Annotated in this window: 9 protein-coding genes; 4 read left to right on the forward strand and 5 right to left on the reverse strand. The window is 52.5% G+C overall.

Annotated elements, in window-relative coordinates; translation table 11 throughout:
- Positions 1-229: 229 nt before the first annotated feature.
- The 5 genes from HRU10_09840 to HRU10_09860 all read right to left on the reverse strand — a co-directional run bounded on the left by HRU10_09840 (position 230) and on the right by HRU10_09860 (position 7951).
- The gene (locus tag HRU10_09840; GenBank protein ID NRA27534.1) at positions 230-1537 is read right to left on the reverse strand and encodes a TolC family protein; all 1308 of its coding nucleotides are present in this window, start codon (positions 1535-1537) and stop codon (positions 230-232) included.
- A gap of 20 nt (positions 1538-1557) precedes the next feature.
- Positions 1558-4662, reverse strand: coding sequence for an efflux RND transporter permease subunit (locus tag HRU10_09845; GenBank protein NRA27535.1), 3105 nt, complete (start codon positions 4660-4662; stop codon positions 1558-1560).
- Positions 4663-4706: 44 nt separating this feature from the next.
- On the reverse strand, positions 4707-5825 hold the full coding sequence (locus HRU10_09850; GenBank protein NRA27536.1) for an efflux RND transporter periplasmic adaptor subunit: 1119 nt from the start codon (positions 5823-5825) through the stop codon (positions 4707-4709).
- Between the two features lie 22 nt (positions 5826-5847).
- Complete coding sequence (locus HRU10_09855; GenBank protein ID NRA27537.1) at positions 5848-6384, reverse strand: MarR family transcriptional regulator; 537 nt, start codon at positions 6382-6384, stop codon at positions 5848-5850.
- A gap of 421 nt (positions 6385-6805) precedes the next feature.
- Positions 6806-7951, reverse strand: a complete 1146-nt coding sequence (locus HRU10_09860; protein ID NRA27538.1) for a GNAT family N-acetyltransferase — start codon at positions 7949-7951, stop codon at positions 6806-6808.
- 152 nt (positions 7952-8103) lie between these two features.
- Here HRU10_09860 and galK point away from each other — a divergent pair, with 152 nt between their 5' ends.
- The 4 genes from galK to hisD all read left to right on the forward strand — a co-directional run bounded on the left by galK (position 8104) and on the right by hisD (position 13215).
- The gene (gene galK / locus HRU10_09865; protein NRA27539.1) at positions 8104-9273 is read left to right on the forward strand and encodes a galactokinase; all 1170 of its coding nucleotides are present in this window, start codon (positions 8104-8106) and stop codon (positions 9271-9273) included.
- A gap of 181 nt (positions 9274-9454) precedes the next feature.
- Positions 9455-11002: a glutamine-hydrolyzing GMP synthase gene (guaA, locus tag HRU10_09870; GenBank protein ID NRA27540.1), complete on the forward strand. Its 1548-nt coding sequence runs from the start codon at positions 9455-9457 to the stop codon at positions 11000-11002.
- Between the two features lie 60 nt (positions 11003-11062).
- Complete coding sequence (locus HRU10_09875) at positions 11063-11776, forward strand: hypothetical protein (GenBank protein ID NRA27541.1); 714 nt, start codon at positions 11063-11065, stop codon at positions 11774-11776.
- 134 nt (positions 11777-11910) lie between these two features.
- Entirely contained in the window at positions 11911-13215 is a 1305-nt protein-coding gene (gene hisD, locus HRU10_09880) for a histidinol dehydrogenase (GenBank protein ID NRA27542.1), read from the forward strand.
- Position 13216 lies beyond the last annotated feature (1 nt).

The following is a 13216-nucleotide window of genomic DNA, read 5'->3' on the forward strand; positions in this document are numbered from 1 at the left end:
GTTGTTTTTGTTTTGTTATCCACTGACCTTCAGTGGTTTAACCGCAACTCGCGATACTTTTTTATGCAAAATCCGGGTTAGGTCTTTTGGGTTGAGACAGCTTCAATACTTAAGCCGGATTAAATACATCGATTGTATCGTGGCTGTTCCCCCGGCGGCGACGGAGCACCGCCCTCCGGTATTTTTAGTAAATGGAGGGGCACGCTTTGTCGTGACCCAGGTGACGATCCTACTGGACCCGCACGCCTGTTGCGCGGTCTAGCTGGGCGCGCGCGACTTGGTGGCTGTAGTTGGCGCGGAGCTGATTATTGCGAGCTTGCGTGAGCGCGACTTGGGCTTGCAGGAGGTCGAGGTAAGTGGAGGTGCCTGAATCGTAGCGGACTTGGGCCAGGCGAAGGGCCTCTTCCGCTTGATCGATCACTTTAGCGGCTGCCTGGGCCAGTTCGTCGGCTTCTTGGAGCCCGGAGAGGGCGCGGCGGACTTCTACTTCGATGTCGAGCTGAGACTGCTCTAGGCTGAGTTCTGCCTGGCGCACTTGGGAGCGCGCTTGAACGATACGGCCTCGGGTAGCGTTGCCGTCCCAAATATTCCAAGAAGACTGGATGCCGACAATCCAGCCATGGTCAGGATCGTCGAAGGTGCCGGAGGCTTCGCCCGATCGGCGCACGTCATAGCTGCCGACTAAGGCGATGTCTGGACGGCGGTCTGATCGTGCAATGGCGACACGCTCCGTGTTGGCGGTCAGCAGATTTTCTAGGCTCTTTAGCTCAGGTCTATTACTCAGAGCCGCTTCGAGAGCTGGGACTAGGTCTGCATCGACGGGCATATACACCAGGTCTCCGATAAATTCGGGAACGCGCGTTAGATTGTTCGGTGAGATGTTGATGTAGCCCGTAGCGCGCCGGAGTTCATCGGCCGCGACACGGAAATTATTCTTTGCGCGGATCAGGGCTGGCTGGGCATTGGCCAAAGTGACTTCCGCTTGGAGCACTTCAAATTGCGAGACAGTGCCTGCCTCAAAGCGGTTGCGCACATTTTGGAGCTGTTCTTCGAGCAGCTCCACATTTTGTTCTTCAACTTCGATGCTGTCGCGTGCCAAGAGCACATCGTAAAACCGCACAGTTACATCGAGGATGACTGAGTTGACGATGCTCTCGAGCTGGAACACTGCTGCTTCCTCAAGCGAGCGTTGGGCGCGGACTGCGGCGCGTAGGCCCCCGCCTCCATAGAGCGTTTGTCGTGCTCCGATGGACACGGCCCAGGACTCATCATCTTGATCTATTCCAACAAGATCGTCATCCAATACCTTGTAAGAGGCGCTCATGGAGATGTTGGGCACCAAGACAGAGCGCACTTCTGTGATGAGCCCATCTTGTTCACGAATCTGCTCCCGAGCTTGCAGGATACTCAGGTTGTTATCCAAGGCGAATTCCAGCGCGGTCTCGAGGTCGAGTGTGTCGGGAAGCTCCGGGTCGACCGTTTCCGGTTGAGCCCAGGCGCTCATTGCCACTGTTAGTGAAATTAGTAAGCGTTTCATAACAAATCTATGGGTAAGGTTTATAACTCGACTTCGATGAGCTCTTTGTCGTTGTGCTCGGCAGCCACGAGCACGTAGATAGCCGGAATAATGAAGAGGGTGAAGATGGTGCCAATGCTCAGGCCACCGACGAGAACGAGGCCGATAGAGTTGCGCGCTTCTGCGCCCGCCCCGGTCACGAGGACGAGTGGGAAGTGCCCGAGGATCGTCGCAGCCGTGGTCATCAGAACGGGACGCAGGCGCGTTAGCGACGCATCGCGGATGGCCTCGATCTTCCGCAGGCCGGCGCGTTGGCGTGCATTGGCAAATTCAACGATCAGGATTCCGTTTTTGGCAATGAGCGCGACGAGTGTGACGAGGCCGACTTGTGTGTAGATGTTGAAGGTCGTCGTCCATCCGTTGGTCCAGTAAGCCATGGTGGGGTCGGGCATTTTCAGGAAGGTGAAAACGCTGGCTCCAAAGACCGCAAGAGGAACCGAGCCCAAAAGAATGATGAGTGGATCACGGAACGAATTGAACTGCACCGCCAGGACGAGAAAAACCATGAGGATGGCGAGGATGAAGGTCTGGATGAATTGAGCATTCCCGCCTTCTTTGCGTAGCTGGCGCGATTCTCCCGTGTAATCGATAACGAAATTCTCGGGGAAGAGTTCCTCCGCTTTCTCTTCGAGGAACGTCAGCACTTCGTCCAGTGGACGAATCGGAACACCTTCTATTTTGACCGCGTTCAACTGCTGGAAGCGGTTGAGCGAGCGTGGTTCGACAGAATCCTCGATGCTCGCGATGGAGCCTAATGGAATAAGCTGATTGTTGGGGCCGGACACGTAGATATCATTGAGCTGGTCCGGATTGAGTCGTTCGGCTCGCTTGATCTGTGGAATCACTTTGTAGCTCCGTCCATCGATACTGAATCGATTCACAAAGTTACCTCCCACGGCAGAACCAATGTCGATACCGACTTGTTGCAGGTTCAGGCCCAGGTCTGCGATTTTGTCGCGATCCAGAATGATCTCAGATGTCGGTCGATCGAGCTTTACATCAATTGGAGGAGGAAAGGCAAATAGCTCTGACTTGATCGCCTCTAACTGAAGTTGCTGAGCTACCTCCAGGATTCTGTCGGTGTCATCTGTAGACGCGATGACGAACTCGACGGGGAAGTCGCCACCTCCGGGAAGGGGTGGGGGCTGTAGCATAAACGGGTCGAGTCCTGGGACTTGGTCGACCTGCATCTGGAGATCGAAGTTTACTTGTGGGACTTCGCGATCTCGCTCGCTCCAGGGAACGAGTCCCATACCGCCCAGTGCAAAAGTGGGGAAGGTGATTTGGAACGTAAACTCATATTCGGGTACAGAACTCCAGATGTCGAAGACCTGTTCGGTGTAATGGACGCTTTGTTCCAAGGTGGAATTTGAGGACGTGTCTGCTATCCCGAAGACGAATCCTTGATCCTCTGGCGGCGCCAGCTCGCGAGGAGACATGTTAAACATGGGTATAGCGAGCAGTGAAAGGGAGAACCAGATGAAGTAGACCCAAGGACGCGAAGTGAGTGATACATCGAGCAAGCCTGCGTAAAAGTTGCGTAGGCTATCAAAACGCTTGGAAACCCAACCTGCAAAGCCGCGCGCGCTTTCGTCGGCACGTAGGATACGTGACGACATCATCGGTGAGAGGGTCAGAGCTACGACTGTTGAGATGATGACTGCGCCGGTGAGCGTGAAAGCGAATTCTTTGAAGTAGGAACCTGTTAAACCGCCTTGAAGACCAATCGGCGTATAAACGGCGAGTAATACCAGTGTCGTCGCGATGATCGGGCCGACCAACTCACGCCCGGACATGATAGCGGCCTGTAGCGGAGACTTACCCTCGCGGAGATGGCGCTCGACGTTTTCAACTACTACAATGGCATCGTCGACTACGAGACCCACCGCCAAAACGATGGCAAGCAGCGTCAGCAGGTTGAGGCTAAAGCCGAACATCTGCATCAGGAAAAAGCCGCCGATCAGCGAAATCGGTATGGTGATCACCGGGACGGCCACGGCGCGGAATGAACCGAGGAAGAGAAAGATCACCGCAACGACGATGGCGAGTGTTTCACTGAGCGTGAGGTAGACTTCCGTGATGGCATCTTGGATGTATTCCGTGGCGTCGTAAGCAATGACTGCTTGCATGCCTGTCGGTAAGCCGAGTTTGATTGCTTCAAATTCGTCGCGAACGCCGGCGATCACATCGAGTGTATTGGCGCTCGGTAGCACCCAGACTCCTATAAATACAGCGGGCTCGCCGGAAAAACGCACATCTACATCGTAGCTTTCAGACCCGAGGACAACGTCGGCTACGTCTTTTAGGCGGACGACGGCACCGTTATTTTCCTTGATGATGAGATCTTCAAATTCTTCTACGGTGCTTAGATCTGTATTCGCTGTTAGAGACACGGAGATGAGTTGGCCTTTAGTCTGGCCTACAGCGGAGAGATAATTGTTTGCAGCAAGTGCTTGGCGCACGGCCGAGGGGCTCAGGCTGAGTGCGGCGAGTTTATCTGGCTTGAGCCAAATACGCATAGAGAAGGTACGAGCGCCTAATATGTCTGCACGCTGTACACCTGGGACAGCACTGAGCCGCGGCTGCACGACGCGTACGAGGTAGTCGGTAACCTCATTCTCTTCGAGGATGTCTGAACGAAAACTTAGGTAAGATGAGGCGATTTCATTACCCGCTGTTTCGATGTTTATGATCGGTACTTCCGCTTCAGGAGGCAGATCTCCACGGATGGCGTCTACTTTCGTTGAAATATCAGCCAGCGCCCGATTGCCGTCGAAGTTTAGCTTCAGGCGGGCTCGCACGGTGGATACATTCGACTCGCTTGTCGATTCGATGTAATCAATGCCGTCCGCAGCTGAAATCGCGCGTTCAATCGGCGTGGTAATGAAACCTTTGACGAGTTCTGCATCGGCTCCTATGTAAAACGTCTGAATGGTGATGACAGCGTTTTCATTGAGCGGATATTCGCGCACCTTGAGGGTGCTGTAGGCCTGGAAGCCAGCGATCACGATGACCATGTTCACCACGATGGCCACAACCGGGCGCTGGATGAACAAATCGGTAAATTTGCGTCTAATTTCGGACATAGTATGCCAGGGAAAAGAGTGAAAGATGGGCGATTCGGACTAGTCTAGGAATCAGATGGTGCAGGATCGAGAGACACCTCGGGCGCGCGGTCGTCTTGAAGGGTGATGGCGATGCCGGGGCGCAGCTTGAATGCACCTGCGGTCACGATGCGGTCTTCTTTGTCGAGACCGGCTAGAATCTCTACGAAATCTCCGCGTGTCTTACCGAGCTTTACGAATTTCTGTTCAACGGTCAGGCCTTCGCCCTCGGTTTGTGGCACGACGACGTAGATAGAGTTTCCGAAAGAAGCATACAAAACGGCAGTTGCGGGAACTGCCAGGACGTCTCGGGCTTCGGGATGCTCGACGGCGATATTGACAAACATACCCGGTTTGAGGAGTCCCGACTCGTTGGGGAAGGTCGCTTGCACCTCGATCATTCGGGTGTCGACGTCGATTTCTGCGGCGATAGCGGTGATCTCACCCTCAACGGTTTGTCCCTCGAATGCTTCCGACGTTGCATGCGCGACGAGGCCTTCATCGAGGAAAGTGAGTGCATTTTGTGGGAGAAAAAACGAGACGTATATGGGGTCGATGGATTGTAGGCTGACAATGGGTGTGCCGGCATTGAGGTATTGACCAATGTTGACCTGGCGAATGCCGAGGCGACCGTCAAACGGAGCAGCGAGGGTTTTCTTAGCGATCGTTGCCTGAAGTTTTTTAACCTGAGCAGCAGATTGCCGGTCCTGAGCCTCGGTAGCGTCGAATTCAGATTGAGAGATCGTATTGTTTGATAGGAGGTTACGGGAGCGATTAAGGTTGATCTCTGCGAGTTCCGCCGCTGCCTCAGCCGAAGCAAGTTGTGCTTCCTCGACGCTGGTATCGAGCTTTACTATCGGTGCTCTCGCCTCAACTGCCTGACCGGATTCGAAAAAGACTTCAGTAATGGTGCCCGGGAGCTCAGTGCTGAGCGTGACACCCTTTACGGGCACGACGGTGCCGATGGCTTTAGACTCGATGATCCAAGTCTGTTGTTCAATCGGTGCCGAAGCGACCGCCTCGGGCGGCGGGACAAACGCTTCACCGGCGGCGATGAGGGCCATGATTTGGGTGGCTTTCACTCCGACGATCGAGCCGACGATGGCTGCCAGTATTAATACGGTGACGATAGTTTTTGTGATCATGATTTGTGGTCTGTTTAAAGGTTTAGGATTTGGGCAGGTTCAGGCTTTGAGTTGAGCCGATGATTTTTTCTAAAAGAGCGGTAAAGGTATTTAGCTCATCAGGGGAGAGCTCATGCATCGTGTGCGTGATATTGGAGAAGTGATCAGGAAGCATATTCTCCATAAATGTTTTTCCCTCTTCGGTGAGTTGAATGAGAGTACTGCGACGGTCATTGGGATCAGGTTCCCGTTTGACATAATGATCGCGTTCGAGCGAATCGACCAAACCGGTGACGGTAGCACGTGTGACTTGAAGGGAGTCGGCAATTTCGGCAGGCGACTTTGGCAGCGACTCTCCCGTTTCCTTGTCAAACATTAACGTGATTAGTGTAAGAAAGCGCCCTTCTGACATTCCGTGCTGCGAAAAATGGTCGGCGAACACCGCATCAATGCAATCGGTGGCACGCAGCATCGTGAAATAGGCATACGCCGACGCAGGCTCGAGTTGCGGGAACTTTTTGGAGAGTTCGAGCAAGCACTCGTAGCGTGGCATGTCTTTTAAAATTATAGATTCAGTCATAAGTTGGCTGATTGTAAGGCGACTAATGGTTAGCTGGCTAATTAAATCAAGCGTTAAGTTACGGTTCTTGAGATTTGTAAGAGCTGAGCATACCAGTAGCTGGCTTTTTCGGGAAAACATGACGAGCAATCAGGAGTGCCCTCTCTCTTCGTGATCGCGCTCGCAATACCAGGCGTTCACCTAACTTGCTAGGAGTGGTTCGCCTAACTGCCCGTTAGTTTTTTTGGAGCGACTCGTAGTTTATGGCGACCTGAGAATAAGATAAAATGGCCTAAGTATTAACAGCTCGAGTCAGCTTTTGGTGTGTTAGGCCCTACCTCGATTATGAACACGACAACGACAACGATCACGATTTACCCCAAGATTTCCCTGGAGGAATGATGTAGGTCTTTGTCAGAAAACGCAGTACGCGCGCAATTGCTCACTTCTTTTTCCTCTGGAATAGTGAAACGAGTAGATAGTGCAAGGTGCCGACGATATTTCTGGGTAGAAGAGTTAGGTCTAGTAAGGGTTGCTCTGTGTTGGCGAATCGAGATTTGTAGTCTGCTGACCCTTGCAGGAAATCGTAGGTGGCGAATTTCTGATCGAAGCACCACGCGATATTGCCCATGAGTAATTGAATTCCTGGCGAATAGGATTTGTAGTCAGGAAGGTAAGCTAGGTTGTGCATCAGATAGTGCATTCCGTCGATCAAAGCCATCTCGTAGGCGATGGGTTTTTTATTGATATAGAGGATGCTGACGCGAGCCTTTTGCCGTTCGGCCAAGGACGGGAGCACTTCGAAATAAAATTTTTTGAGACCGCTTTTGCTGAATAGCCCGAGCCCGTGTTCGGTTTTCCAGTTTGCATCTTCAATTTTTGCGATCACAGGCAAGGCTCTTTTCACATGCTCCCTGGTTTCAAAGCTCTCGATTGAGATCGTACCGCGTTCTGCCAGACGCCGTTTTTTGCGGTCAAGCGTTTGCCGAGTCTTTGTGCCCATACAATGGGCGAAGTAGTCTTCGGCGCTCTCGTGCTGAGGAATCTGAATGAATGAATTCGTACTGCGCTTCCGCTTGTGGATCCACAGGCCTGCTTTCTTCAAAGCAGCTTCGAGATGCTCTAGGTAAAAATACTGCCGAATTATCGGCAGCCATACAAAGGAGTGAGTTTTCCAGAGCTCTTTAATCCCTTTAGCCAGCGCTAGGAGTAGACTGGGGTCCAAACTGGAAACTACAGGTTCATAGTAGTCGCCCGATTGGCAGGCAACGGGCCAGAGTCCGGGACGCTTTATGCCGGGAACTTGGAAGAAAGGCCAAAAGGCGACGAGGGTGTCGGATTCATCGTAGAGGGCAATAAATACGGTTTCGCCGCCTAAGTTGTTTTGCCCTCGGCCACTACTCAGTTGGTTGTGCCACGAGGTGATCCAATCGAAATCGAAGAAAATATTTCGGTGGGCGGCGTGACTCTCCAGCTCCACGATCTCCGCGCGCATGGACTCCAGCGTATCCCATCCGGAGAGAATTTCGTGGGAGTAGGTGCTCGCGGAGGCCTTAGAAATCGAGGAGTAATCAGAATGAGTTTGCATTATTGATTACCCCGTTAAATCGGCTCCTGTTCCTGCAGTCTTAAATTCAGTTGGAAACATTGGCCTTGAAGCGCGGCCTTGGGATAGCGTAGGGCTTTTATTTCGGTCAATAGTCAACTCTTGGCCTCTGCACTCAATCTCCCAGTTCAAACATGTCGCTCAATCACATAATAGATGTCTATAAATCTGCTTTCGGCAAAGAACCCGCCTATGTATCGATGGCGCCAGGCCGAATCGAATTTCTAGGAAATCATACCGACTACAACGGCGGCTGTGTGATGGGGGCGACGCTCAACATGGGCGTCTATGCTGCAATCAGTGAGCGGGATGACACAAAGATCCGACTGACGTCTGCATCGCATGGCAATACACCGATTGTCGAGGCAAGTCTTGATAACTTAGTTCCTTTCGGTGCGGGCCGGAATAGCTGGGCGAACTATCCATTGGGCGTGCTCAAGGTGTTAATCGACGAAGGAGCCAAAGCGGAGCGGGGGTTCGATATCGCCTTTTGGAGCGATCTACCTTCGGGCGCAGGTTTGAGTAGTAGCGCGGCGATTGAATTGGCGTCAGCTAAAGTGATGAGCATTTTCTACGAAAAAGAGATCAATGATCCCGTGCATCTGGCGCGCATTGGGCGGCTAGCGGAAAACACCTTTGTTGGTCTGCCGTGTGGCATTTTGGACCAGGGAACATCCGCCCACGGTCGCAAAGATCACCTGGTTTTTATCGATTGTCGTGAGGAATCTTTTCACACCTATCCCTTGTCTGAGGGGACGAGTTTCTGGGTTTTCAACACCCACAAAAAGCACTCCTTGGTCGACTCACTTTACGCGCAACGGCATGATGAGTGTATGCAGGCGCGTGATACGCTTCAGAAGACTTACAACAACATCGAGCATCTGTGCGACTTGACTGCACCCCAGGTGGAGGCCTGCGAGCTGGACCTGCCTGCTGCTAGTTTTAAGCGTGCTATCCATGTGACCAACGAAAACGAGCGCGTTAAACGTGCTGCAGCTCTTTTGGCTTCAGGGAAATCTCATGCTGTAGGCGAGTTGATGTTTCAGTCCCATGAAAGTTCTAAGACACTGTTCGAGAATAGTATTCCCGAGCTCGATTTCCTGGTCGATGCCCTCAAGGGCAAGGACGGTGTATTAGGCGCCAGATTGACCGGGGGTGGTTTTGGGGGTGCCGTGGTGGCTTGGGCAGATCAAAATTTTACTGAAGTCACAGCTCAGTCAATTTGCGACGTCTACAACGATGCATATGGACGCGCTCCCGTGGTTCACCATATCGAGACGGGCGACGGTGCCCGTATGTTGTGATCGAGCCTCCACGCAATCCACTCACATTCTCGCTTGAAATGAATGGCCACTCTATCTTTTGTCTTTCCTTCGTAGGTGCTAAGCAACTGATGGAAGCACCGCGCTGATATTCAGCGGCAAGGCATCCTGCGAATTGTCTCGCCGCAAGCTGCGGTCTTTTCGCCCATTTAACCTTGTTTCCATGCACCAGACAATCGCAGTCCTCGATTTCGGATCCCAATACACCCAGGTCATCGCGCGGAGAATCCGCGAGTGTGGTGTCTACTCCAAAATCTATCCTTTCAACACGCCTGCCGAGGAGCTCAAAGACGACGGTGTCATCGGGATCATTTGTTCCGGTGGTCCCTCATCTGTATTATCAGATGAAGCGCCGCTGCCCGATCGTGGAATATACGAATTGGGCCTACCTGTTCTAGGAATTTGTTACGGCATCCAACTGATGGCGCATCTCCTTGGAGGTAAGGTTGAGACGAGCACGCATCGGGAGTTTGGTCATGGAGCTTTTTCCGTAGTTGAGGATGGCACACTGCTCAAGGACCTGCCTAAGTCTTTCAGCGTTTGGAACAGCCATGGTGATCGGCTCATGGAATTACCCGAGGGTTTCCATGCCATTGGGACAACCGAAAACTCGGCTTACGCGGCTATCGAGCACACAGAAAAGCGCTTTTATGGGCTGCAATTTCACCCAGAGGTGCACCATTCCGAATACGGCAAAGAGCTGTTGGAGAATTTTTTGGTTGGGGTCTGTGGTTGTCGTCAAGATTGGTCGATGCGCGACTTTATTAACGAGTCGGTTGAAGATATCCGCAAGACCGTCGGCGATCATGGCGTGATCCTGGGATTGAGCGGCGGAGTCGATTCTTCCGTTGCCGCTGCGCTTATCCACCGAGCGATTGGTGATCAGCTCACGTGCGTCTTTGTAGACAATGGCCTTTTGCGGCTCGACGAGCGTAAGAAAGTTGAAGAACTCTACGCCAAACACTTTCATTTGGACGTGCGCGTGGTGGATGCGGTGGACCATTTCTTAGGCGAACTTGAGGGAGTTGAGGATCCTGAAAGAAAGCGAAAGATTATCGGTCGCGTATTCGTTGAAATCTTTGAGCAAAAAGTCGAGGAACTCGCGCACGAGCGGGATTACGCATTTTTGGGTCAGGGTACCTTATATCCAGATATTATCGAAAGCGTGCCCATCGGTGGAAATCCGGCCGCTCTCATCAAAAGTCACCATAACGTAGGTGGCTTACCTGAGCGTATGAAGCTCAAGGTCATCGAACCACTCAACCAGCTTTTTAAAGATGAGGTGCGCAAAGTCGGTGAGGCACTGGGACTCCCTAAAGAGGTCGTCTGGCGTCAGCCTTTTCCTGGGCCTGGTCTCGCGGTTCGTCATCCGGGCACGATTGTTCGGGAAAACCTCGATACGTTGCGCCAGGCAGATGCCATCCTGATCGAAGAAATGAAAGAGACCGGCCTTTATTATGACTTCTGGCAGACATTTTGTGTGTTTCTACCCGTGCGTTCCGTCGGCGTGATGGGAGACGAGCGCACCTTTGAGCATGCTATTTCTATCCGTGCGGTGGAAAGTGTCGACGCCATGACGGCAGACTGGGCGCGCATCCCTTACGATTTACTCAGAAAGATTTCTAATCGGATCATCAACGAAGTTAAAGGCGTCAATCGTGTGTTGCTCGACATTTCATCTAAGCCTCCGGCGACGATTGAGTGGGAGTAGAGTGACTGCGTTCATAGCTTTGCAGGGAACATCAGATCGCAATCGCATTTCAAATCAGGTGTGAAAGTCTGGATTTACGGCTTACTGGGCATGCTGCTTTGGGTTGAGCTACCTGCATCAGAACCGCTGCCCGGTGTATTGGCAAAAGCGCGCCGCTTTATTGCGAGCGAGGCGGAGCTGCGTGCCGTAGACACTTTGCATTTTTCCGGCAGCATTCATGCCGACAGCGGCTTCGAGGCTAAGATGGAGCTTATCCTATTGAAGCCGACATCGTCTTGGCTGCGTATCGAAACAGACGAGAGCATCGAGATTACGGCAAACAATGCCCACGAGGGATATATTCTCGTAGAAAATAAGAAGACCGGACAGCACCAGCTCAACGTCCTGCCTGGGCCGGCCGTGGCTCGTTTGGCTAATGGTGCCTGGGAACGCCTGAACTTTTTTGATAATCCGCAGCGCCGTTTTGGTCGGATAGAGCATAAGGGAATGGTACGCTACGACGACCGCATGTGTGAGAAAGTGGTCTTCCTCTACCCCGGAAATATATGGAGTGCGCGCTACTTCGATAGCCAGACTGGAAAGCTCCTAATGACGGCTTTCGACACAGGTCAGATCTTTATGGAAGAAGGCGCGATCCATGCCCATGGTATCCGCTTTCCTGCTCGCTTACACGTAAGAGACGGTAAGCATGAGAATAAGGTGATTCACTTCGATAGTGTTGTCGTCAACGGCGAGGTAGATCCCGAGATCTTTGAATTTCCGGTAGGGCGTTAGGCGGCAGCTGTGACAAGCGGATTTATTTCATCCGCATGTTATTGTTGGGACAAAGAATCCTCGCCGAAAAATACCCGCGCTGCTCTACATCCTCATCTCTTGCAATTCCGCTGGACTCTCGCCCTAGTATTCGCATGCGAATTTTTGATGCATCAGCGCCTGCTTTCAAACAGGAGCTTTTTGAATTTATAGAGCAATTGAACGATGTGACTGATGTCGCAGAAACTGTGCAGGCTGTTTTGGCCGATATTCGCGAACTTGGGGATGGTGCAGTCGTTAAATACGCAGAAAAATTTGATCAGTTCGCTCTGAAGCCAGAAGAACTACGAGTCCCTGAAGCGATTCTGGAAGCGAGCGTGGACGCACTGTCCAAAGACGAACAAACCGCTTTTCAAACGGCTATTGACTCAGTCCGAGCCTTTCACCAGCGCACACTTCCTGAGCCTTGGACGATGCGTAACGCACAGGGAGGGATGGTCGGCGAACGCTATTATCCGATTCGACGCGTTGGGCTCTATGTGCCGGGCGGTCAGGTGCCCTTGGCCTCTACAGTCATCATGACCACAGTGCTGGCTCAGGTAGCCGGTGTTGAAGAAATTGCTGTGACTACACCGCCGATGCCCGGCGGAGATGGCATGCCTTCGCCGGTGATGCTAGCGGCTCTGTATCTAGCAGGCGTGCGCGAGGTGTATCGTCTTGGGGGTGTTCAGGCGATTGGAGCTCTGGGCTATGGTACTGATTCGGTTCCGGCGGTAGACAAAATTTTTGGACCGGGTAGCGCGTACGTGAATGAGGCAAAGCGCCAACTGTTTGGTCGCGTGGGTATTGACCTTCAACCCGGACCGAGCGAAGTGATGATCATCGCCGATGCTACGGCAAATCCGGCTTTTGTCGCAGCAGACTTATTGGCTCAGGCCGAACACGGAACGACTAAGGAGAAAATCTATTTCACGGTCCCCAGTCTTGGTTTTCTAGAGGCGGTGGAAGCGTCGTTTGCGGAGCAATTAAAACAGTGTAGTCATCGTGAGGCCATCCAGGTGGTATGGGATAATGCGACTGCGGCGATTCTTTGCACAGATCTGAATGAGGCCGTAGTTGCGGCTAATTTAGTGGCCCCCGAGCATTTGGAGCTTCAAGTGGCGGATGCTGAGCTGGCTATGCTGACAGAGCAGATCACCACTGCGGGCGCGATCCTACAGGGCCATTTCTCACCGACTGTTCTCGGAGACTTTACAGCAGGTCCGAGCCACACCTTGCCGACGGGGCGGACATCCCGTTTTTCCAGCGGGTTGCAAGCTACCGATTTTATGCGGCGTTCGAGTATCGTGCGCTATGATGAAGCCAGTCTGAAAAATGCGGCTCCCGTCGTGGAAGTATTCAGTCGCTTGGAACAATTAGACGCACACGGACGCAGCCTTTCAGTGAGGCTCCCATCATAGC

Source organism: Opitutales bacterium, from assembly GCA_013215165.1.
Taxonomy (GTDB): domain Bacteria; phylum Verrucomicrobiota; class Verrucomicrobiia; order Opitutales; family JABSRG01; genus JABSRG01.

Coding starts and splice junctions, on each gene's coding strand:
- HRU10_09840 (NRA27534.1), bottom strand. CDS start 1,537: ATGAAACGCTTACTAATTTCACTAACAGTGGCAATGAGCGCCTGGGCT.
- HRU10_09845 (NRA27535.1), bottom strand. CDS start 4,662: ATGTCCGAAATTAGACGCAAATTTACCGATTTGTTCATCCAGCGCCCG.
- HRU10_09850 (NRA27536.1), bottom strand. CDS start 5,825: ATGATCACAAAAACTATCGTCACCGTATTAATACTGGCAGCCATCGTC.
- HRU10_09855 (NRA27537.1), bottom strand. CDS start 6,384: ATGACTGAATCTATAATTTTAAAAGACATGCCACGCTACGAGTGCTTG.
- HRU10_09860 (NRA27538.1), bottom strand. CDS start 7,951: ATGCAAACTCATTCTGATTACTCCTCGATTTCTAAGGCCTCCGCGAGC.
- galK (NRA27539.1), top strand. CDS start 8,104: ATGTCGCTCAATCACATAATAGATGTCTATAAATCTGCTTTCGGCAAA.
- guaA (NRA27540.1), top strand. CDS start 9,455: ATGCACCAGACAATCGCAGTCCTCGATTTCGGATCCCAATACACCCAG.
- hisD (NRA27542.1), top strand. CDS start 11,911: ATGCGAATTTTTGATGCATCAGCGCCTGCTTTCAAACAGGAGCTTTTT.